Origin of the sequence: Amycolatopsis ponsaeliensis, from assembly GCF_030182635.1 — a bacterium.
Lineage (GTDB): Bacteria > Actinomycetota > Actinomycetes > Mycobacteriales > Pseudonocardiaceae > Amycolatopsis > Amycolatopsis ponsaeliensis.
Map to the genome: position 1 here is coordinate 1 of NZ_JAPZLD010000014.1, position 21,989 is coordinate 21,989.

Sequence of the window (21,989 nt, forward strand, 5' to 3'; positions counted from 1 at the left end):
CGGCGGAGTCGCCGTAGCCCGGGCTGCCTCGGCGCGCCAGCGTTTCGCGGTCCGGTAGTTGACCCCGACCTGCCGGGCCGCTTCTCTGCTGCCTGTTCCTGCTTCCACCAGCGCAAAGTAGGTCACCCGCTCGGCGGTTAACGCTCGGCCACGCCGATCAGGACTACACACGGTCCGGCTCAAAGCCCGGTCTCGATCCCGTCTGGACAAGAGGCAACTCCTGAAAACTCAGGTGTTGCAACCAACCCTAGAAACCGCCGCGCCAGGGGGGTCGCACCGGAAGATCACCTGCCGGACGGCCTGCGGTCACCTTTGCTTGCCAGGCTGACGGGGTGGCCGCCGACCTTTCCCGAACGCCCGCCGACCGATTCGGCGCCCTCTGCCGGGCGCTCGTGCGGGTACTGCCGCTGGGGTTGTCGCGGATCGTGGCGCCGACGTTTCTCGGCTTCTGCCTCATCAACGGCTTCACGTTCGGCGTCGACCTGGGGCTGCTGACCGTTTTCCACGGGCTGGCCGGCTGGCCCGTGTGGCTCGCGATCACGGTTTCCTACGTCTGCGCGTTCGGGCTGAGCTTCGCGCTGAACCGGACGTTCAACTTCCATTCCCACGCCGCCGTCGGAATCCAGCTGCTGCTTTACATCGTCGCGATCGCTGTCAATTACGCGGCGTTTTTGCTGGGTGTGGGCGCGGGCCTGACGGCGCTGGGCGTCGAATACCACCTGTCGCGGGTGCTCGCGGGCGCCTGCGAGGGCGTGTTCATGTACGCGGTGATGCGGTGGGTGATCTTCCGCGACGCCGGCTCAGGCGAGCGCGAGGTCGAGGGTGCCGGTGAGGCGGACCTCGCGGACCATGCGGTCGCCGGTGTCGAGGGTGCGGACCGTGCCGTCGGGGTTCCAGCCGGCCCGGCGGTAGAAGCCGAGGGAGGCGTGGTCGCCCTGGGCGACCCAGGCGATGCCGCGGGCGGCGCCGTCGGCCCGCAGGCCCGCGGCGGCCGTCGCGAGTAGGCGCCCGGCGTGCCCGCGCCGTCCCCACCGCGGCTCGACGAGCAGGGCGGCGACGAGGCCGGTGCTGCCGGCGTCCTCGGGCAGGCTGCCGTCCGCGGCGGCGACTTCGCCTTCGGGCGCCCGGCCCGCGACGCAGAACCCGACGGTGAACTCGCCCTCGACGGCGACGTAGACCTGGCTGCCCGGGTAGTCGATGGTCTCGGTCCAGGTGCCGACGAGGTCGGCGGCGTCCAGCTCGGCCAGGGCGCTCTTGCCGAGGAGGTCCTCGTAGGCGGCGTGCCAGGTTTCGCGCTGGATGCGGGCGATCTCCGCGGCGTCGGACAGGTCGGCGGGGCGGACGGCGGCGTCGCTCATGCCAGGAAGTTAGTACAGCGGAGCGCGGCTCCTCCGTCGAGGGCGGTGGCGGGGCATGGATGGAGCTGGCGGGGCGCGTTTTTGTCGGTGGTGGGTGGCACCATGACGGCACCATGCAAACGATCAGCGTCACGACGGCCCGGAAGACCTTCCTGGCCGCACAGGGCTTCGCCGACCCACGTCCGTCCGGTCCGGTTTCCCGGCGGCACCTGAAACGCGTGCTTTCGCGAGTCCAGCTGTTGCAGCTGGACTCGGTGAACGTCGCGGTCCGGGCGCACTACATGCCGGTGTTCTCGCGGCTGGGCGCGTACGAGCCCGCGCTCCTGGACGGCGCGGCGTGGTCGCACTCGGCCCGCCAGCCCCGGCTGCTGGTCGAGACGTGGGCGCACGAGGCGAGCCTGCTGCCGGTCGAGGACTGGCCGCTGATCCGTTCCGGCGCGAAGCGCGACGGCTGGTGGAAGCACTACGGGCCGCTGATCGAGAAGTCGCCGGGGCTGGTCGAGGAGATCCTGTCGGTGGTGAAGGAGCTGGGCCCGATCGGCGCGGGCGGCATCGAGCGCGAGGTGGCGGCGGACGCGCAGCGGCGCGGCCCGGGCTCGTGGTGGGAGCGGTCGGAGGTCAAGCGCGTCTGCGAGTACCTGTTCGGGATCGGCCAGCTGACCACGGGCACGCGCCGCTCGTTCGAACGGCTCTACGACCTCACCGAGCGCGTGGTCCCCCCGGAGATCCTGGCCCGGTCGATGTCGGCGGAGGAAGGCGCGCGGGGCCTGATCGAGCGATCGGCGCGGGCGCTGGGCGTGGCGACGGAGACGGACCTGCGCGACTACTACCGCCTCGGCCCGGCCCCGGCGCGCCAGGCGGTGTCGGAGCTGGTGGAGTCGGGAGTCCTGGAGCCCGTGGCGGTCCACGGCTGGAAGGCAACGGCCTACCGCCACCTCGAGGCGCGCACGCCCCGAGCGGTCACAGGCCGGGCGCTGCTGTGCCCGTTCGACCCGCTGATCTGGGAACGAGCCCGCACGGAGCGGCTGTTCGGGTTCAGGTACCGCATCGAGATCTACGTCCCGGAGCCGAAGCGGGTGTACGGGTACTACGTGTTCCCGTTCCTGCTGGACGGTTCGCTGGCGGCGAGGGTGGACCTGAAGTCCGACCGCGCGGCGGGGGTGCTGCGGGTCCAGGGAGCGTTCGCGGAGGAGGGCGCGGACGTGGCGCGGGTCCTCCCGGAGCTGGCGGCAGAACTGCGGCATATGGCGGAGTGGCTGGGCTTGTCGGGCGTGGCGGTGGGCCACCGCGGCGACTTGGCGCCGGCATTGAAGAAGCTGGTGCGCTGAAGCGACCCGGCCGGAAACCTCCGCCGGATCGCCCGGACGCAAAGAAACGGGCCGTTCCCGGAAACCCCTCCGGGAACGGCCCGTCACCCCCTTCGACCAGGCGGCCGCGGGAGTCGCCCGGTCGTGCGGGTCGTTCCCGGCCCCCACCGGGAACGACCCCTTTCATCAGCCGGCCGCGCGCGTCACCACGGCGTTGCCGGAGCCCGTGCGGGCTCGCACCTTCAGCTTCACTCCACCCGTCGGGGCGCTGTCGGCGATGTCCAGCTCGCTGGACACCTTGCCGCCACTGGACGTCAGGTCGACCTCCGCCGCCGTGCCGCCGCGGATGCCGATGCGGACCTCGCCGGAACCGGTGATCAGGTCGAGCGTGCCCGAGGCCGCGTCGGCCACCGACAGGTCGCCGCTGCCCGTGCGGGCCATCACCTCGCCCGATACCGCGCCCAGCCAGACGTCGCCGGTGCCCGTCGCCAGCGTTGCGGAGCCCGCGATCGACGACGCCTCGACGTGGCCGCTGCCGCTGCGCAGCTGCAATCCGCCGAGTGTCGGACCGAGCTTGATGCCGCCGCTGCCGGTGCGGACCGTCGCCGAGCCGTCGGCCCGGTCGAGCTTGACCTCGCCGGAGCCCGTCAGCAGGTCGACGCGCCCGGCCGAACCGGTCACCGTGACGTCCGCCGCGCCGGCCCGCACGTCGACGTGCGATCCCGCCGGGGCGCGCACGATCACCGACAGCGCGACGTTGCGCAGCTGCCACGCCTTCGGCGCCTGCACGACCAGCCGGTTGCCGAGCTTCTCGATCCGGCTCTGCCGCACCGCCTCGGCCGGGTTGGCCCCCGACGGGTCGACGCCGAGCTGGTCGCCGAAGCGCTCGCCGACCCAGGACAGCAGGTTGTTGACCCCCGCGACCCACGGCTGCTGCTCACCCTGGTCGTGCCGCAGCTCGACGCGGGCGCCGGAGTCGCCTTCCAGGACCACCTCGACGCGCCCGATCGTCACGCCGATGTCGAGCTCCAGCGGGACGTCGGTCTCGAACTCGTCGATCCGGACCAGCTCGTCGTCCGGAGCAGCGGGCTCCGGAGCAGTGGTCTCCTCGGGAGTCTCTTCGGCCGGTGTCGTCTCTTCGTCACTCATCTTCGATCCCCTCAACCCTCGACCCAGCCGTGCAGGTGCGACCCGGGCCGCTCGCCCTTGCCGTGGTGCTTGGAGCCCCCGCCGAACGAGCCGTGGCCCAGCGCCCCCTGCACCGCCTGGGAGACGAACGTGTTCAGCGAGACACCCTGGGCCTGCGCCGCGCGCTCGGCCTGCCCCTTGATCTGCTCGACCAGGCGCAGGGTGATGCGCGAGATGTCACCGCCGTCGATCGGTGGTGGCGGCGTGGTGTCACGTGGTGTCGCGTGTGGCGGCGCCTCTTCGGCGGCTCCGGTGACGACCACGCGGACGTCCCGGCCGTCCAGCCGCACGTCGACCACCTGGCCGGGCAAAGCGGCCGTGACCTCGGCGGCGAGGTCGGCGAGGGCGTTCATCAGCGTCAGGCGGACGGAGGGTTCGAGCGCGGAGGACAGCAGCGCGGCCGCCCGCCGGGTCTGCTCGTCCCCGGCGGCAGCCGTGTTCGCGAGGTCCTCGCGAAGGTTGGCGATGTACGGCGTCAGGTCCATGACACCACTATGACGTCATTAGTGGTGTCAGTCAAGGAAGCCGGTGCTGTCACGTGTCCCCCGGGAGTGGGCGCCCGCACGCGGTTAGGCTGCCGGGGGGAGCTTGCGGAAGGAGTGCGGAGTGGCCGAAACCGTGTCACCGAGGGTGCAGCTGATCGCCAAGACGGAGTTCTTCCCGCCCGCGGACGTCCCGTGGACGACCGACGCGGACGGCGGCGAGGCGCTCGCGGAGTTCGCCGGCCGCGCCTGCTACCAGTCGTGGCAGAAGCCGAACCCGGCCACCGCGACCAACGCCGGCTACCTCGAGCACATCATGGACGTCGGCCACCTTTCGGTGCTGGAGCACGGATCGGTGACCTTCTACATCACCGGCATCTCCCGCTCCCTGACCCACGAGCTGATCCGGCACCGCCACTTCTCGTACTCGCAGCTCTCCCAGCGGTACGTGCCCGAGCGCGACGCCGAGATCGTCGAGCCGGACGTCATCGCGAACGATCCCGTGCTGCACGAGAAGTTCCTCGCGGCGGCCCAGGCGAGCGTCGACGCCTACAAAGAGCTCCTGGCCGGGCTCGAGGAGAAGTTCGCCGACGTCCCGAGCGCGACGCTGCGCCGCAAGCAGGCCCGCCAGGCCGCGCGGGCCGTGCTGCCGAACGCGACCGAGACGCGCATCGTCGTCACCGGGAACTACCGGGCCTGGCGCCACTTCGTCGCGATGCGCGCCACCGAGCACGCCGACGTCGAAATCCGCGAGCTGGCCGTGGAATGCCTGCGGCACCTGCAGAAGGCCGCGGCGAACGTGTTCGCCGACTTCACCATCTCGACGTTGCCGGACGGCACCGAGATCGCTACGAGCCCGAAGGTGTTCGAAGGCTGATGAAGCGTCTCGCGATCGATGTCCGTCCCGGCGAGTACGCCGTCGTCCGGCTGCCCGCGGACGCCCCGGTGCCCGCCGAGCTCCTCGCCGCCGGCGAGCCCGCGTTCGTCTCGGTGACCCGGACGCCCGAAGAGCTGTCCATCATCTGCCCGGCCGGACGCGAACCATCCGGTGGCACGGCGTCAGAGGACGGCTGGCGGCTGCTCTCGGTCCGCGGGCCGCTGGAGTTCACGCTCACCGGCATCATCGCCGCGCTGGCCTCCGAGCTGGCCGCGGCCGGGGTGGCGCTGTTCTCGATGTCCACCTTCGACACCGACCACATCCTGGTCCGCGCCGACGACCTCGGGCACGCCGTGAAGGCACTGCGCGAATCCGGCCACGAGGTCGCGCACCCCTGACCGAATCGGGTACCCGGGAGGCGAGGGTGGGAGCCGTCACCCTTGAAATCGAAAGTTCGGCACGCCTAAACTTCGATTTGGGATCCCCGACACCCGGTTGAGAGGCAGGCGCCATGGCGGTCACCGAGGCGGCCCGGCCGAGACTCGCGTCGCGCCTGCGCACCGGGTCGGCCCTGCTGGGCCCGGCGTTCGTCGCCGCGATCGCCTACGTCGACCCGGGGAACGTCGCGGCCAACATCAGCGCCGGCGCCCGCTACGGCTACCTGCTGGTCTGGGTGATCGTCGCGGCGAACCTGATGGCGGTGCTCGTGCAGTACCTGTCGGCGAAGCTCGGCCTGGTCAGCGGGATGTCACTGCCGGAGGCCCTGCGCGCCCGGCTGTCCAAGCCCGCGCGGCTGGCCTACTGGCTGCAGGCCGAGGTCGTCGCCATCGCCACCGACCTCGCGGAGGTCGTCGGCGGCGCGATCGCCCTCTACCTGCTCTTCGACCTGCCGCTCGTCGTCGGCGGCCTGATCACCGGCGCGGTCTCGCTGACGCTGCTGGCGGTCCAGGATCGCGGCGGCCAGCGCACGTTCGAGCGCGTCGTCACCGGCTTGCTGCTGGTCATCGCGGTCGGGTTCCTGGCCAGCCTGTTCGTCGAGCCGCCGTCGGCGTCGGGCACGCTCGGCGGGCTGGTGCCGAAGTTCGACGGCTCCGGCAGCATCCTCATCGCGGCGGCGATGCTGGGCGCCACGGTCATGCCGCACGCCGTCTACCTGCACTCCGGCCTGGTCCGCGACCGGCACGGCCTGCCGGACGTCACCACCCGCCGCCGCCTGCTGCGCGCCACCCGCGCCGACGTCGGCCTCGCGATGCTGCTGGCCGGCGCGGTCAACCTCGGCATGCTGCTGCTCGCCGCGACGAACCTGCAGGGCCAAACGGGCGTCGACAGCATCGAAGGCGCGCACGCCGCGGTCGCGGTGGCCCTCGGCCCGGGCATCGCGTTGATGTTCGCGATCGGCCTGCTGGCGTCGGGTCTGGCGTCGACGTCGGTGGGCGCGTACGCGGGCGCGATGATCATGCAAGGGTTGCTGCACAAGCGGATCCCGCTGGTCCTGCGCCGTCTCGTGACGCTCACGCCGGCGATCGTGGTGCTCGCGCTCGGCGCCGACCCGAGCGCGGCGCTGGTCGTCTCGCAGGTCGTGCTGTCGTTCGGGATCCCGTTCGCGCTGGTGCCCCTGATCCGGCTGACAGCGGACCGTGATCTGATGGGGGCGGACGCCAACCGCAGGCTGACGACCATCGCCGCGTCACTGATCGCGGTGGTGATCATCGCGCTCAACCTGGTGCTGATCTACCTCACCTTCACCGGGTGAGCCCACGAGCAGGGAGACTCTCCACCATGGCCTGGATCTTCGCCCTCAACGCCGAATGCGGTGGGCGGGAGACCCACGCCCGTGACCTCGCGCGCCACTTCGACGGCTGGCCCGCCCGAGTCTTCGGCGACTCCGGCGGCGGCTGGTGGTGCGGTGTCGCGCCCGAAGGGCTCAGCCGCAGCGGCGCGCACACGCCCGAAGAGGCCGTGGCGATGACCGCGGCCGGGCGCCGGCTCTACTGGCTGCTGCGCACCGCGCCGCCGGTCTACCGCTACGCCCTCGCCGGGGTCGAGACCGACGAGTTCCGCACCTACGACGAGCTGATGGCCCAAGGGGAGGACCTGACGGTCTTCCCCGGACTCGTGGTCAGCGAGGACATCTGGGCCGCGACCGGCGAACGCGCCGAGTTCAGCGACTTCGCCCCCGGCTACCGGTGGATCCCCTACCGGGGGGAGACCCCCACCCGCGGCTGACAACAATTCCGCGGAACCCCGAACGCTCCGGAGCGGTCCGACTAGCATCTGCGCGACCGCCGCTTGAAGGAGCACCGTGACCGACGAACAGACCCGGCCGTATCCACCCCAGGCGCCCGCCACGCCTGGTCAGCGGGTGGTCGCGGGCCGTTATGCGCTGCTGGGCGAGCTCGGCCGGGGCGGCATGGGCGTCGTGTGGCGGGCGCAGGACCAGGTCATCGGCCGGCAGGTCGCCGTCAAGGAACTGAGGCTGCCCGACGCCGAGTCCGCCGCCGTCTTCTCCGAGCGCGCGCTGCGCGAGGTGCGCACCGGCGGGCGGCTCAACGACCCCGCCGTCGTCACCGTCTACGACGTCGTCACCGACGGCGGCACCACCTTCATCGTGATGGAGCTCGTCGAGGCGCCGTCGCTGGCCGACCTCGTCCGCCAGCGCGGCCCGATGCCCGCCGCACAGGCCGCGCTGATGGGGGAGCGGGTCCTGGCCGCGCTGCAGGCCGCCCACGCCGCCGGGATCGTGCACCGCGACGTCAAGCCAGCGAACATCCTCGTCGCGCCGGACGGCCGCGTGAAGCTCACCGACTTCGGCATCGCCCACGCCGTCGACGACCCGCGCCTGACCACCAGCGGGATGATCGTCGGCTCGCCCGCGTTCATGGCGCCGGAGCGCGTCGAGGGCCGCGAAGCGCTGCCCGCGTCCGACCTGTGGTCCCTCGGCGCGACGCTGTTCTTCGCCGTCGAAGGCTCGATCCCGTTCGAGCGCGCGACCACCGCCGCGACGCTGCACGCGATCATGACCGAGATCCCGTACCTGACCCGCGGCCAGGGCCCGATCGCCGCGGCCATCCTCGGCCTGCTCGTCGCCAACCCCGACGCGCGCCTCACCGCCGCCCAGGCGCAGAACCTGCTGACCACGGCGCAGGGCGTCCGGCCGACACCGCCGAACGGCACCGCGATGCTCCACGGCGGCGGCCCGATGACGCGGGTCGCGCCGCAGCCGCCCGCCAAGAAGAACCTCCGCGCGCTGTGGATCTCGCTCGCCGCGGTGCTCGTCGTGGGCGCGCTGGTCGGCGGGTTCTTCGCGGGCAAGGCCTACGAAGCCCCGGTCGTCGACGCGCAGATGCTGCCGACCGTCACCTTCGGCCTCGGCGGGCAGATGCGCGTGGACTCCCGATCCGGCTACCCCTGCTACAACGCCCAGATCCAGGACGGCAACGAGCTCAGCAACGCCAACGACGGCGACTGCAAGGAGAGCCACACCCTCGAGATCTACGACGCCGAGGACGTCATCGGCATCGCGAGCTGGTCCGACAGCGACGCCGCCGTCGCGGACTACCCGGGCCTGGCCGCCGTCACCGCGGCGGCCGAAGCCCGCTGCGCGGCGTCGTTCCACTCGTCGATCGTTCCCCAGGCCAAGCGCGAAGGCCTCAAGTACCGGGCCCTGGTACCGACCGAGGCGCAGTGGAAGAGCCTGCCCGACGAGGAGACCAGCGACCAGCCGACGCGGGAGTTCTACTGCGTGCTCGCCAAGGGCGACGGCGGACCGATCTCCGCGCCGATCGTGACCAAGGTCAAGTAGAAGTTCCGCGACGAGCGGCCGGGGCCCGGAAATCCTCCGCACTTCGCCGGGCGTGACCAGGTCGGCGCGGTTTTCGCCCGCGTGACGGGGTACCGTCTCAGCATGTCCAACCCACCTACCGCAGCGCCCGGAAGGCCCTTCGGGCGCGTGCTCACCGCGATGGTCACCCCCTTCGACGCCGAAGGCGCGCTGGACCTGAAGCGGGCGCAGGAGCTGGCCGAGCACCTCGTGGAGCTGGGGAACGACGGCCTCGTCATCAACGGCACCACCGGCGAAAGCCCGACCACGAGCGACGCGGAGAAGCAGGAGCTCATCCGCGCCGTGGTCGAGGCCGTCGGCGACCGCGCGACGATCGTGGCCGGCGCGGGCACCAACAACACCGCGCACAGCATCGAGCAGGCGAAGCAGGCCGAAGCGGCCGGTGCGCACGGCCTGCTGGTCGTCACCCCGTACTACTCGCGGCCGAGCCAGGCCGGCCTGCACGCGCACTTCACGACGGTCGCCGACAGCACCGGGCTGCCGGTGATGCTCTACGACATCCCGCCGCGCTCGGTCGTGCCGATCGAGGTCGACACGCTGCTGCGGCTGGCCGAGCACCCGCGGATCGTCGCGGTCAAGGACGCCAAGGGCGACCTGATCGCCGGCTCCGAGGTCATCGCCAACACCCACCTCGCGTACTACTCCGGCGACGACGGGCTGAACCTGCCCTGGATCTCCGTCGGCGGCACCGGCGTGGTGAGTGTGATCGGTCACGTCGTCGCGGGCCGGATCCGCGCGATGATCGACGCCTACGAGAACGGCGACACGTCCACCGCGCGCACGAACCACCGCGGCATGCTTCCGGTGCTGCGCGCGATGTCGCGGGTCGGCGGGGTCGCGTTCAGCAAGGCGGCGCTGCGGCTGCGCGGCTTCGACGCCGGCGAGCCGCGGCTCCCGATCGTCGCGCCGACGGCCGAGCAGACGGCCCTGATCGCCGGTGATCTCGGGCAGGGCGGCGTGCCGCTGGGCGACACGGCGGCCCGGGACTGGCATGGTGAGCGGGTGGCACAAGCAGATTCGAGGGCCGCCTACGTGGCGCCGACCTCGCACACCAGCGTTGGGACCCTGCCTCGGTGAGCTCACTTCCCCCAGGTCCAGGCCCCACCAACGCCCCGCCCGAACTGCCCGCCGGGGCCCTGCGCGTCGTCGCGCTGGGCGGCATCGGCGAGGTCGGGCGCAACATGACCGTCTTCGAGTACGCCGGCCGGCTGCTCATCGTCGACTGCGGGGTGCTCTTCCCCGAGGACGACCAGCCCGGCGTCGACCTGATCCTGCCCGACTTCCGCGCGATCGAGGACCGCCTCGACGACATCGAAGGTCTGGTGCTCACCCACGGGCACGAAGACCACATCGGTGCCGTCCCGTTCCTCCTGCGCCTGCGGCCGGACCTGCCGATCTACGGCTCGAAGTTCACCAACGCCCTGCTCGCGGCGAAGGCCAAGGAGCACCGGCAGCGGCCGAAGCTGATCCAGGTCCGCGAGGGCGAGCGCCGCGACGTCGGCGTGTTCAACCTCGAGTTCTTCGCGGTCAACCACTCCATCCCGGACGCGCTGGCCGTGGCCATCCGCACCCCCGCGGGCGTGGTGCTGCACACCGGCGACATCAAGCTCGACCAGCTCCCGCTGGACGGTCGTCTCACCGACCTGGCCGGCTTCTCCCGGCTCGGCGACGAGGGTGTCGACCTGTTCTGCGTCGACTCGACCAACGCCGAGGTGCCCGGGTTCGTCATGCCCGAGCGCGACATCGGCCCGGTCCTCGACGACGTCATCCGCCGCGTCGACCAGCGTGTGATCGTGGCCTGCTTCGCCAGCCACGTCCACCGCGTCCAGCAGGTGCTCGACGCCGCCCAGCGGCACGGCCGCCGGATCGCGTTCGTCGGCCGGTCGATGGTCCGCAACATGGGGATCGCGGCCGAGCTGGGCCTGCTGAACGTGCCGGACGGCCTGCTGGTCGACCTCGACCAGGCGAGCGGCCTGCCGGAGAGCAAGGTCCTGTTCGTCTCGACGGGGTCGCAGGGCGAGCCGCTCTCGGCGCTGTCGCGGATGGCGCGCGGCGAGCACCGGCAGATCTCGATCCGCGCGGGCGACACCGTCGTGCTGGCCAGCTCGATGATCCCGGGCAACGAGACCGCGGTGTTCGGCGTGGTCAACGGCCTGACCCGGCTCGGCGCGAACGTCGTGCACCAGGGCAACGCCAAGGTGCACGTGTCCGGCCACGCGTCGGCGGGGGAGCTGCTCTACCTGTACAACGCGGTCCGGCCGAGCAATGTCATGCCGGTCCACGGCGAATGGAAGCACCTGAAGGCCAATGCCGAGCTGGCGATCCGCACCGGCGTCGCGGCGGACAACGTGGTGATCGCCGAGGACGGCGTGGTCGTCGACCTGGTCGACGGCAAGGCCACCCGCACCGGCCGCGTCGAGGTCGGGCACGTCTACGTGGACGGCCTCTCGGTCGGCGACGTCGGCGAGTCGACCCTGTCCGACCGGCTGGTGCTCGGCGAGGGAGGGTTCATCTCGATCAGCGTCGCGATCGAATCCGCCACCGGCCGCCCGGTCAGCGCCCCGACGGTGTCCGGCCGCGGCTTCTCCGACGACCCGAAGGCGCTCGCCGCCGTCGTGCCGCTGGTGGAGATGGAGCTGGCGCGCACCGAGGCCGAAGGCATCACCGACACCCACCGCATCGCGCAGGCGGTCCGCCGGGTGGTCGGCCGCTGGGTGGCCGACACCTACCGCCGCCGCCCGATGATCGTCCCGACGGTCATCCCGGTCTAGCTTCGGTCTTTTTGGCCGTGAGGGGCACCCTGATGGACTTCAGGGTGCCCCTCACGGCTTTCAGCGCGTCACCTTGGCCAGCACGAGGGCGAAGGCGACGGTGGCGGTCTGGCGGAGCAGAGCCCGGCGGGCGCGGCGCTGGTCGGCTCGTGTCGGTTTCATGCGTACCCCCAAGCGGTCAGGCCCCCAGTGTCGCGCGCGGGCCGGGCTCGGACATCCCACTTCGGGCCAAGACCGCATCCTTCCCGGGTATGAGGGCTGCTGTTAGGCCGTCTGGACCACGAACCGGTGGTTTGCCGGGCGATAGCCTTGATCCCCACCCCCGCCTCCCCGAAGAGAGGCCGCGCCGATGGGACGTCACTCGCCGGACGGACGACGCCGGCTGCTCGTACCCGTCCTCGCGACCTCTCTCGTGGTCGTCCTCGGGGCCGCGACCTGGGTCACCGTTTCGGCGGTGCGGTCCCGGCCCACGTGCGAGCAGCCGGCGAAGGTCCTCGTCGCCGCGTCCGCCGACATCGCGCCCGCGCTCTCGATCGTCGCGCGCGGTCTCGACCTCCCGTGCGGCAGCGTCGAGGTCCAGACCAGGGAGGCGGCCGCCGCGGCCGAGCAGCTCGCCATGTCCGACGGCAGCCCGCGGCCGCAGTTGTGGGTGCCGGACTCGACCCTCGCGCTGCGCCGCGCCCACCAGTTCGGCGCCGCCGACGTCCCCGAGTCCGGGGCGTCGGTGGCCAGCTCGCCGGTCGTGCTGGGCGTCGCCGAGGCCGTCGCCAAGGGCATCGGCTGGCCCGAGCACGTGCCCACCTGGGCGGAGGTCCTGGGCGCGCAGGGCGCCGTCCCGGGGATGTCCGACCCGGCGCGCGACTCGGTCGCCGCCGTGTCGTTGCTGGGGTTGAAGGAGAGCGTGAAGACGGCGCCCGAGCCGGCGGCCGCGTATGTCGCGCTGCTGCGGCGGTTCTCCGCCAACACGCTCGGCGCGGAGACGGACCTGATCGCGCGGCTGCCGGGATCGGGCGGCACCGGCGGCACGGCCGCGGTGACGATGTTCCCCACGTCGGAGAACGCCTTGCTGCGCCACAACATCGAGGACGCGTCGTCGCCGCTCGTCGCCGTCTACTCGAGCGCGGTGCCCACATTGGACTATCCGTTCGCCGAGCTGGGCGGGGTCACACCGCAGCAGCGGCCGATCGTCGACGCGTTCCGGGAAGCGGTCCTCGGCGACGCGGGCGCGGACGCGATCGCGAAGACGGGCCTGCGTGCGGCGGGCGGGCAGGCCCTGCGCGAGCACGCCGACGACCCGCGCGTGTCGACGGCCGGGTTCCGGGCCGCGATCCTGCCGCCCGCCGCGTCCGTCGACGAACTGCTCAACCAGTGGGCCGGGATCAACCTGAGCGCGCGGGTGCAGGTGCTGGTCGACGTCTCGGGGTCGATGAACGCGCAGGTGCCGGGGACCGGGCTGAACCGGATGCAGCTGTCGATGCAGGCGACGGCGAAGGCGCTGCACCTGTTCAAGCCGACGACCCAGCTGCGCATGCTGGCGTTTTCGACGCGCTTGGACGGCGACAAGGACTACCGCGAGCTGCTTCCGATGGCCCCGGTGGCCCAGCACCTGGCAAGCGGCGCGCTGGACAAGCTCGCCCAGGTGAAGGCGACCCCGAACGGCGGAACGGGGTTGTACGACAGCGTCCTGGACACGTACCGGACGGCGCGGCGCGAGTGGGAGCCGGGCCGGCTCAACCTGGTGATCGTCCTGACGGACGGCCGGAACGAGGACCCACGCGGGATTTCGCGCCCGGACCTGCTGGCGGAGCTGGCAAAACTCCAGGACCCCCGCCGCCCGATCCCGCTGATCGGCGTGGGCATCGGCCCGGACGCGGACAAACCGGAACTGGACCAGCTGACCGCGGCGACGGGCGGCCAGGCGTTCGTGGCCCCGGACCCGGCAAAGATCACGGACGTGTTTTTCGGAGCACTGAGCCGCATCGCCGGCGGCTGAGACCGTAACTCGCGTGACCGGAGGCGGATCTCGCGTGATCAGACCCGTAACTCGCGAGTTCCGCCTTCAATCACGCGAGTTCCGGCCTCAATCACGCGAGACACGAGGGGAATCACGCGTGTCGACCGTTGAGTCACGGCTCGAGCGCCGGCGGATGAGGGCATAGACGCCCAGGATCACCGCCAGGCTGATCAGGCTCAGATACAGCTGCGCCCGCGTGTCCTCGTCCACGAACAGCATCGACGCCACCACGACCAGCGTCAGCACCAACGTCAGCCAGCTCAACCACGGATAACCCCACATCCGCAGCTTCAACGTCTCCGGCGCCGAAGCCTCCAACCGCCGCCGCATCCGCAGCTGGGACCCGCAGATGATCGCGTACACGAACAGCGCCACCGCGCCCGCCGAATTGATGATGAAGTAGAAGATCTTGTCCGGGGAGACGTAACTCATCACCACGGCCACGTAACCGACCGAAGTGGACACCAGGATCGCCTTCCACGGCACGCCGCGCCGGTTCGTGTCCGCCACCCACGACGGCGCCCACCCGTGGCGGTGCAGGGCGAACAGCATGCGGGATGCCGTGTACAGCCCCGAATTCAGCACCGACAACGCCGCCGTCAGGACGACCGCACTGACCAAAGTGGACGCCGCCGGGACGCCGAACCGGCCGAACGCCGCCGCGAACGGGCTCGTCTCGCTCGGGACCTCGCGCCACGGCGTGATCATCACCAGCAGGGCCACCGAGCCCACGTAGAACACGATCACGCGCCAGACGATCGTCGACGTCGCTTTGCGGACCGCCGTCTCCGGCTCGCTCGACTCCGCCGCCGCGATCGTCACGATCTCCGCGCCGAAGTACGAGAAGATCACGATCACCACGCCGTGGACGACCGAGAACCCGCCGTTCGGGACGAAGCCGTCGAGCCCGATGTTGCCCACCGAGAAGTGCGCGCCCGGCCAGAGCCCGAGCACGAACAGCAGGCCCAGCACCAGGAACACCACGATCGTCGCGACCTTGATCGACGCCAGCCAGAACTCCGTCTCGCCGAACGACCGCGCCGACGCCAGGTTCGTCGCCGTGAGCAGCAGCATCAGCGCCAGCGAGAACACCCATTGCGGCACACCGGGAATCCAGCCCTGCAGGATCTTCGCGCCGGCCACCGCTTCGAACGCCACCACGCCGACCCAGAAGTACCAGTACAGCCAGCCGATCGTGAAGGCCGCCCAGCCGCCGAGCGAGTCGCGCGCGTACTCCATGAACGAGCCGAGCGCCGGTGCGGCCGTCGCCATCTCGCCGAGCATCCGCATGACGAGCACGACGAGCAGCCCGCCCAGCGCGTAGGAGAGCACGGCCGCCGGGCCGACGGTGTGGATCACCGCGCCGCTGCCGATGAACAGGCTCGCGCCGATGATGCCGCCGAGGGCGATCATCCGGACGTGCCGCTGCCGCAGTTCGGGCCGCAACCCCTGAGTCGTCACGGTGGGGAATTCTCGCACCGATGCGTGATCTCGTGAAGAGATCAGCTCGTCAGGATCTCCGACTTCCGCTGCACCAGGTACGCGCCGGCCAGCAGGATCGCCGAGCCGAGCAGCTGCGGCCAGGTCAGCTCCTCGCCGATCAGCGCCCACGCTGCGACGGTGGTGATCACCGGCTCGACCAGCCCGAGCACGCTCGCGACCGACGCGGGCAGGTGCCGCAGCGACGAAATCCCGCAGACGTAGGCGAGCACCGTCGCGACCAGGACCAGCAGGACCATCAGCAGCCACACCGGCGGGTGCCAGGCGCCGAACTCGACGTCCACGGCGAGCAGCCCGACCGGCCACGTCCACGGCGGCGCGACGAGGCTGATCAGCACCGCGCCGATCACCATGCCCCAGGTGACCAGGCCCAGCGGGTCGATGTCGGCCACCGCGCGTTCGCCGAGCAGGAAGTACCCGGCCGAGCACAGCGCCGCGCCGAAGCCGGCGAGCAGGCCGACGCCGTTCAGCGTGACGCCCTGCCAGACCTGCGCGACCAGCGACAACCCGGCCATGGCCAGCGCGATGCCGCCCCACACCGACCGCGGCAGCCGGTGCCGCCGCACGAACCGCACCCACAGCGCGATGAGCACCGGCGAGATGAACTCCAGCAGGATCGCGATGCCGACCGGGATCCGGCCCGCGGCGACGAAGTACAGCAGCTGCACACCGGCGACGCCGAGCAGGCCGTAGCCGGCCAGCACCGGGAGCTCGCTGCGGCGCACCCGCAGTTTTCGCGGCGCCACCAGCGCCACCCCGGCGAGCAGCACGAGCCCGGCGAGCCCGATCCGCATCGCGGCGACCTGCTCCGGGGTGAAGCCGGCGGACATCGCGGACTTGCCCAGCGTGCCCGATGTGCTGAAGAACAGCGCCGCGAGCAGGACGAGCGTGGTCCCGCGGCCGCGGTGGGCGACCCGGGGAGGTGCGAGAACGGGCAGCTCGGTGGTCACCCTCGCGACTGTAGGGGCGCACCGCGTGACTGCCAAAGTGGTTTTTCCGGTTATTCGGCCTGCTTCAGCCCGGTCGCGACGTGCGTCGTGATCGTCGCGAGCCGCCGCCCCTGGAGGCGCAGCGCGCCGAGGGCGAGCTCGTCCGGCGCCGCCGACTTGCGCGACACGAACGAGCCGCCGTACGGGTTGCCGGACTCCATCAGGTGCGGGTCGGTGTAGCCGAGCGGGACGACGATCGCGCCCCAGTGGTAGAAGACGTTGTTGATCGCCAGCAGCGTCGACTCGAGGCCGCCGTGCCGGGTGGACGCCGTCGTGAACGACGTCGCGACCTTGTCGGCCAGCTTCCCCTGCGCCCACAGCCCACCGGTGCTGTCCAAATAGGACTTGAGCTGGGCCGCCGGGCCGCCGAACCGGGTCGGGCTGCCGACGGCGAGCCCGTCGGCCCACACGAGGTCGTCGAGCGTGGCCAGGGCGTGGTGCGGACCGGAGTCGATCCAGGCCTGCCAGCGCCGGTTCTGCGCGATGGCTTCGGCGGGCACTGTCTCCGGCACGGTCCGCACCCGCACGTCGGCGCCGGTTTCGCGGGCCCCGGCGGCGAGGGACTCGGCGAGGGCGGCGGTGTTCCCGGTCGAGCTGTAGTAGACGACGAGTATCCGTGTGCTCACATCCGCCGACTCTAGGTGCACCCCGGACGGCGTCTCAGGATCCGGACGGCCTCAGCAGCCCTGCCTGCCGCTGTCGATCGTGTAGCCCAAGCCGAGAGTGCCGCTGCTGCTGTCGTAGGTCTTCGTCCCCGAGCACGACACCGCGGCGCTCGCCGGTGTCGCCATGACAGCTCCGGTGGTCGCCGAGAACGCAGCACTCACGCCCGCGGCGAGAAAAGGGTTTAGCCGATGTGCGGAGCCGGAGTTCAGGATCCGGACTTGGGCTTCCAGGGACTGACGGTGTCGGTCGGCCGCGTCGGGTCGTGGAAGCGGGGCCGGTCGAGCTCGCCCGCGCGCAGCGGGATGAGACCGTCGGTGATCGCCTGCATGATCTTCGCGTGCGCGCGCACCCCGGCGCCCGGGCGCTCCGGCTCGACGCCCGACAGGTCGACGGGGTCGCCGAAGTGCACCCGGAACTTCGGCCTGCGCAGCGGCGCGCTGAGCCCGGAGCGGGCGAGCGGGACCAGGTCGGCCGGGCCGTTGACGGTCTCGGTGCCCCAGTACACGGCCTCGTGCGCGCCCCACTGGCTGATCGGGATCACCGGCACGTCCGCGGCCAGCGCGAGCCGGGCCGCGCCGGTCTTGCCGCGCTCCGGCCACAGGCCGGGGTCGTGGCTGATCCGGCCCTCCGGGTAGACGATGATCGGCTCGCGGGTGGTCTTGAGCGCTTCGACGGCCTCGGTGAACTGCCCGACGGCGGTCGCGGCGACCTTCCGGTCGACCCGCAGGTGGCCGCTGACCCGCAGCGCCGGGCCGATGACCGGGGCGTCGAGGATGCCGCCGGCCAGCATGAACCGCGGGTTGATGCCGATCCGCTTGCACGCCGCCATCAGCACGAACGCGTCGAACACGCCGATGTGGTTCGCGGTCATCAGCAGCGGCTTGCCGCGCAGCTGCGCCGGGATCCGCCCGCTGACGGTGAGCCGCCCGACGAGGTTCACCAGCCCCCGGTCGATGTTCAGCATGGTCCGCCAGATGGCGGGGGCTCGGCGGGAGGTGTTGTCGGAGTGCAGCGCGACCATGGGCAGAGCATGGCAGACGTCGGATTCACCCGGTTGTGCACTGGCCGGATCGGTTCACCCGGATGGCCGCTCAAGGGCGGCTGTGAGGCAGAAGTTCACGCTGGGCCGAGAGTGGCGCATGGGACGAACGGCGACGGCCGGTTACCGTAAAAGGCATGGCTGGGTCGGCGACGAGGAAGCGAAGCACGGGAAGCGGCGCGAAGGGGGCAGCGGCGCGTAAGCCGCGTACACCCGCGAAGCCACGTGCGTCGGCCGCTCGCAAGCCCGCCCCCCGCTCGCGGCGCAAGACGCCCGGGATCTTCGGCAAGGGCGTCCGCGGCACCTGGAACCTGCTGGCCAAGGGCATCGGCACGCTGGCCAGGACGGTCGGCCGCACCCGTGAACTGGAGGCCGAACACCGCCGTGACGGCCTCGCGCTGGGCCTGATCGCCCTGGCCATCGTCGCGGCCGTCGGGGTCTGGTGGCGGGCCGCCGGGCCGATCGGGGCCGGCGTCGAGATCGCCACCCGGTCCGTCCTCGGCGCCGGGGCCGTGACGCTCCCGCTGGTCCTCGTCGTCGTGGCCGTCGCGCTGATGCGGTCCGAGCCACACCCCGAGACACGGCCGCGGATGGTGATCGGCACGATCATGGTCGTCCTGTCCGTGCTCGGGATGCTGCACATCTTCACCGCGCTCCCGGCCACGAACGACGGCCGGATGTACGCCGGCGGCATCATCGGCGCCTTCTCCGGCGGCCTGCTGACCATGGGCGTCACCACCTGGGTCGCCGTGCCGATCCTCATCCTCGCGCTGGTGTTCGGCGTGCTCGTGTTCACCGGCACCCCGGTCCGCGAGATCCCGCACCGGCTGCGCAACTGGGGTCTCGACGAAGAAGAGATCGCCGAAGCGGACCAGAAGCCCGGGTTCGCCACCGACGAGGAAGCCGTCACCGAGGCCGACCCGAAGTCCGCGCGCCTGCGCAAGCCGTCGCGCCGCCGCCAGGCCGCCGACGCGAACCCCGAGCAGCTCGACCTCGACGCCGCGCTGGCCGAGCTGCCGACGCCGATCAAGCCCCCCAAGGCGAGCACAGTCGCGCCCAAGCCGGTCGAGGTGCCCGAGAAGAAGCCGAAGAAGGCCCCGGAGCCGCCGCTGGCCGTCACGCGGACCGTCGAAGGCGACTACCAGCTCCCGCCGCCCGACCTGCTGAAGCTCGGCGACGCGCCGAAGTCCCGCAGCAAGGCCAACGACGCCATGATCGAGGCGATCACCGGCGTGCTGGAGCAGTTCAGCATCGACGCGCAGGTCACCGGCTTCACCCGCGGCCCGACCGTCACGCGCTACGAGGTCGAGCTCGGCCCGGGCGTGAAGGTCGAGAAGATCACCGCGCTGACCAAGAACATCGCCTACGCCGTCGCGACCGACAACGTCCGGCTGCTGGCCCCGATCCCCGGCAAGTCCGCCGTCGGCATCGAGGTGCCGAACTCCGACCGCGAGATGGTCCGCCTGGGTGACGTCCTGCGCGCGCCGTCCACGGTCAAGGACAACCACCCGATGGTGATCGGCCTCGGCAAGGACATCGAGGGCCACTTCGTCACGGCCAACCTGACGAAGATGCCCCACCTCCTGGTCGCCGGTTCCACCGGTTCCGGTAAGTCGAGCTTCGTCAACTCGATGCTGGTGTCGCTGCTCGCGCGGGCGACGCCGGACGAGTGCCGGATGATCCTGATCGACCCGAAGATGGTCGAGCTGACGCCGTACGAGGGCATCCCGCACCTGATCACGCCCATCATCACCCAGCCGAAGAAGGCCGCCGCCGCGCTGGCCTGGCTGGTGGAGGAGATGGAGCAGCGCTACCAGGACATGCAGGTCAACAAGGTCCGGCACATCGACGACTACAACAAGAAGGTCCGCTCCGGCGAGATCACCGCGCCGCCGGGGTCCGAGCGCGAGTACCGGCCCTACCCCTACATCATGGCGATCGTCGACGAGCTCGCCGACCTGATGATGACCGCCCCGCGCGACGTCGAGGACGCGATCGTCCGGATCACCCAGAAGGCCCGCGCGGCCGGCATCCACCTGGTCCTGGCGACGCAGCGGCCGTCGGTCGACGTCGTGACCGGCCTGATCAAGACGAACGTGCCGTCCCGGCTGGCCTTCGCGACGTCGTCGCTGACCGACTCGCGGGTCATCCTCGACCAGCCGGGCGCGGAGAAGCTGATCGGCATGGGCGACGCGCTCTACCTGCCGATGGGGGCCGGCAAGCCGGTCCGCATCCAGGGCGCGTTCGTCGGCGACGAAGAGATTTCCGCGGTCGTCAACTACGCCAAGGAGCAGGCGCAGCCGGACTACCAGGACGGCGTCACGGCGCAGAAGGCCGGCGAGAAGAAGGAGATCGACCCGGACATCGGGGACGACCTGGACGTCCTGCTGCAGGCGGCGGAGCTGATCGTGACGTCCCAGTTCGGCTCGACGTCGATGCTGCAGCGCAAGCTGCGGGTCGGGTTCGCCAAGGCGGGCCGCCTGATGGACCTGCTGGAGAGCCGGGGGATCGTCGGCCCGTCGGAGGGCTCGAAGGCGCGAGACGTGCTGATCAAGCCGGAGGAGCTGGAAGGCGTCCTGTTCATGATCCGCGGCGGCGACCCGGTCCCGGCCGACCCGGACGACGACGAATAAGCACCCCTGGCTGGTGCTTCGAGCCGTTCTGTGCGGTTTACTGGTACAGAACGGCTTGGAGTACTGCCAGGGAGGTGTTCAGGATGCTGCGCAGCTTCCGGCTGGGCAACCATCGTTCGTTCCGGGACGAGCAGGAGCTGCTGCTCATGCCGGCGATGCCCGGCGACGAGCGGCCCGCGGTGCCGGTGGCCGCCGTCTACGGTGCGAACGCCTCCGGCAAGTCGAATCTCTTCAAGGCCATGACCCTGGTGATGGGGGCCGTCACGAACCGGCACCTCCCGAACCCCGCCGGCCGTCACGACATCGTCGCTGTGCAGGACCCCTTTCGGCTCGACCCCGGCGCCGAGCCGCGGCCGTCGACGTTCGTCTTCGAACTGATCGCCGAAGGTGTCCCGTACACCTACGGTTTCCTCCTCGACGGATACGAGATCCTCGAAGAGTGGCTCTACTCCTATCCGGAGAAGCGGAAGCGAGTCGTCTTCGAGCGCGATCGGGAGGGCATCAAGTTCGGCACCACGGTGGCCGACATCAAGCCGAAGCTGGAGGTCCTGGAGGAGCTGATCCGGCCGACGGCGCTGTTCCTGAGCGTGTGCGACCGGCTTGAACTCGGCCCGTTGATGCCGGTCTTCCGATGGTTCTCCTCCGGGCTCCTGGTCAACGGCCTGGGCGGCGGGTGGTTCGACTCCGGATTCGTGCAATGGGTCGTTGGCGACTACCTGCTCCGGAATCCGGAAAACCGGCAGCGCATGGTCTCGCTCCTCAACGTGGCCGATGTCGGCATCGTGGACGTCGTCGTGGCGGAGCGGAAGGATTCGCATCGTCGGCGTGGTGGGTTCGACCTGGAACTCAAACTTCTCCACGGGGCTGAGCGAGAGCTGTTCGACTTCGACGACGAGTCTTCGGGGACGCGCAACTGGATCGGTCTTCTGCCCCAGGTGCTTTCGGCACTGGATGAAGGGCTGGTCTTGCTGGTCGACGAGATCGACGCCAGTCTGCACCCGCTGCTGACGGCGAAACTGGTGGGACTGTTCCAGGACCCAGAGGTGAACACCCACGGCGCGCAGTTGGTCTTCACGACGCACGACACCAGCTTGCTCGGGACCATGCTCGGCGAGCAGGTGCTCGACCGGGACCAGATCTGGTTCGTGGACCGGGACGCCGAAGGAGCGAGCAGTCTGTATCCGTTGACGGACTTCAAGCCGAGGAAGGATCAGAACACCGAACGGCGTTACCTCGCGGGCAGTTACGGCGCCGTGCCGGTGCTGGGTGATTTCGCCGAGGCACTGCGCAGTCGATGAACCGTCGTGAAAACAGTGATCGGCGC

General features: G+C 71.0%; 18 protein-coding genes and 1 pseudogene. 12 read left to right on the top strand and 7 right to left on the bottom strand.

Going from position 1 to position 21,989, the window contains the following annotated elements; translation table 11 throughout:
- Positions 1-425: 425 nt before the first annotated feature.
- Positions 426-728 (top strand): annotated as a pseudogene (locus QQ657_RS21370) (GtrA family protein); the annotation flags it as partial.
- A 72-nt stretch (positions 729-800) separates the two neighbouring features.
- Here QQ657_RS21370 and QQ657_RS21375 read toward each other — a convergent pair.
- A complete protein-coding gene (locus QQ657_RS21375; RefSeq protein ID WP_284743967.1) occupies positions 801-1,358 on the bottom strand; it encodes a GNAT family N-acetyltransferase in 558 nt (185 codons plus the stop codon).
- Positions 1,359-1,471: 113 nt separating this feature from the next.
- On the opposite strand from QQ657_RS21375, the gene QQ657_RS21380 reads away from it, so the two are divergent.
- The gene (locus QQ657_RS21380; RefSeq protein ID WP_284743968.1) at positions 1,472-2,686 is read left to right on the top strand and encodes a winged helix-turn-helix domain-containing protein; all 1,215 of its coding nucleotides are present in this window, start codon (positions 1,472-1,474) and stop codon (positions 2,684-2,686) included.
- A gap of 165 nt (positions 2,687-2,851) precedes the next feature.
- Here the strand turns inward: QQ657_RS21380 and QQ657_RS21385 are convergent, their stop codons facing one another.
- Positions 2,852-3,814 (bottom strand): DUF4097 family beta strand repeat-containing protein, encoded by a 963-nt coding sequence (locus tag QQ657_RS21385; RefSeq protein WP_284743969.1) that lies wholly within the window; start codon positions 3,812-3,814, stop codon positions 2,852-2,854.
- 11 nt (positions 3,815-3,825) lie between these two features.
- Complete coding sequence (locus QQ657_RS21390; RefSeq protein ID WP_284743970.1) at positions 3,826-4,338, bottom strand: toxin-antitoxin system HicB family antitoxin; 513 nt, start codon at positions 4,336-4,338, stop codon at positions 3,826-3,828.
- Between the two features lie 121 nt (positions 4,339-4,459).
- Between QQ657_RS21390 and thyX the strand changes: the two genes are divergently transcribed.
- The 8 genes from thyX to QQ657_RS21430 all read left to right on the top strand — a co-directional run bounded on the left by thyX (position 4,460) and on the right by QQ657_RS21430 (position 13,817).
- Positions 4,460-5,212, top strand: coding sequence for an FAD-dependent thymidylate synthase (thyX, locus tag QQ657_RS21395; protein ID WP_284743971.1), 753 nt, complete (start codon positions 4,460-4,462; stop codon positions 5,210-5,212).
- Positions 5,212-5,610, top strand: a complete 399-nt coding sequence (locus QQ657_RS21400; RefSeq protein ID WP_284743972.1) for an ACT domain-containing protein — start codon at positions 5,212-5,214, stop codon at positions 5,608-5,610. Before thyX ends, QQ657_RS21400 begins: the two co-directional genes overlap by 1 nt.
- A 113-nt stretch (positions 5,611-5,723) precedes the next feature.
- A complete protein-coding gene (locus tag QQ657_RS21405) occupies positions 5,724-6,965 on the top strand; it encodes an Nramp family divalent metal transporter (RefSeq protein WP_284743973.1) in 1,242 nt (413 codons plus the stop codon).
- Between the two features lie 26 nt (positions 6,966-6,991).
- Positions 6,992-7,438, top strand: coding sequence for a hypothetical protein (locus QQ657_RS21410; protein ID WP_284743974.1), 447 nt, complete (start codon positions 6,992-6,994; stop codon positions 7,436-7,438).
- 76 nt (positions 7,439-7,514) lie between these two features.
- On the top strand, positions 7,515-9,014 hold the full coding sequence (locus tag QQ657_RS21415; protein WP_284743975.1) for a serine/threonine-protein kinase: 1,500 nt from the start codon (positions 7,515-7,517) through the stop codon (positions 9,012-9,014).
- Positions 9,015-9,116: 102 nt separating this feature from the next.
- Positions 9,117-10,130 (top strand): 4-hydroxy-tetrahydrodipicolinate synthase, encoded by a 1,014-nt coding sequence (gene dapA / locus QQ657_RS21420; RefSeq protein WP_284743976.1) that lies wholly within the window; start codon positions 9,117-9,119, stop codon positions 10,128-10,130.
- The gene (locus tag QQ657_RS21425) at positions 10,127-11,824 is read left to right on the top strand and encodes a ribonuclease J (RefSeq protein ID WP_284743977.1); all 1,698 of its coding nucleotides are present in this window, start codon (positions 10,127-10,129) and stop codon (positions 11,822-11,824) included. The genes dapA and QQ657_RS21425 overlap by 4 nt, the downstream gene beginning before the upstream one ends.
- 349 nt (positions 11,825-12,173) lie before the next feature.
- Complete coding sequence (locus QQ657_RS21430; RefSeq protein ID WP_284743978.1) at positions 12,174-13,817, top strand: VWA domain-containing protein; 1,644 nt, start codon at positions 12,174-12,176, stop codon at positions 13,815-13,817.
- An 87-nt stretch (positions 13,818-13,904) separates the two neighbouring features.
- Here the strand turns inward: QQ657_RS21430 and QQ657_RS21435 are convergent, their stop codons facing one another.
- The 4 genes from QQ657_RS21435 to QQ657_RS21450 all read right to left on the bottom strand — a co-directional run bounded on the left by QQ657_RS21435 (position 13,905) and on the right by QQ657_RS21450 (position 18,014).
- On the bottom strand, positions 13,905-15,251 hold the full coding sequence (locus tag QQ657_RS21435) for an amino acid permease (protein WP_284744176.1): 1,347 nt from the start codon (positions 15,249-15,251) through the stop codon (positions 13,905-13,907).
- A gap of 89 nt (positions 15,252-15,340) precedes the next feature.
- Complete coding sequence (locus QQ657_RS21440) at positions 15,341-16,288, bottom strand: EamA family transporter (protein ID WP_284743979.1); 948 nt, start codon at positions 16,286-16,288, stop codon at positions 15,341-15,343.
- Between the two features lie 50 nt (positions 16,289-16,338).
- Complete coding sequence (gene wrbA, locus QQ657_RS21445; RefSeq protein WP_284743980.1) at positions 16,339-16,953, bottom strand: NAD(P)H:quinone oxidoreductase; 615 nt, start codon at positions 16,951-16,953, stop codon at positions 16,339-16,341.
- Between the two features lie 245 nt (positions 16,954-17,198).
- Positions 17,199-18,014 carry a lysophospholipid acyltransferase family protein gene (locus QQ657_RS21450; protein ID WP_284743981.1) on the bottom strand — a complete coding sequence of 272 codons (816 nt, stop codon included), beginning with the start codon at positions 18,012-18,014 and terminating at the stop codon, positions 17,199-17,201.
- Between the two features lie 155 nt (positions 18,015-18,169).
- Here QQ657_RS21450 and QQ657_RS21455 point away from each other — a divergent pair, with 155 nt between their 5' ends.
- Both QQ657_RS21455 and QQ657_RS21460 read left to right on the top strand, forming a co-directional pair.
- On the top strand, positions 18,170-20,665 hold the full coding sequence (locus QQ657_RS21455) for a DNA translocase FtsK (protein WP_284743982.1): 2,496 nt from the start codon (positions 18,170-18,172) through the stop codon (positions 20,663-20,665).
- Between the two features lie 146 nt (positions 20,666-20,811).
- The gene (locus QQ657_RS21460; protein ID WP_284743983.1) at positions 20,812-21,963 is read left to right on the top strand and encodes an AAA family ATPase; all 1,152 of its coding nucleotides are present in this window, start codon (positions 20,812-20,814) and stop codon (positions 21,961-21,963) included.
- The last annotated feature ends 26 nt before the right edge of the window (positions 21,964-21,989 follow it).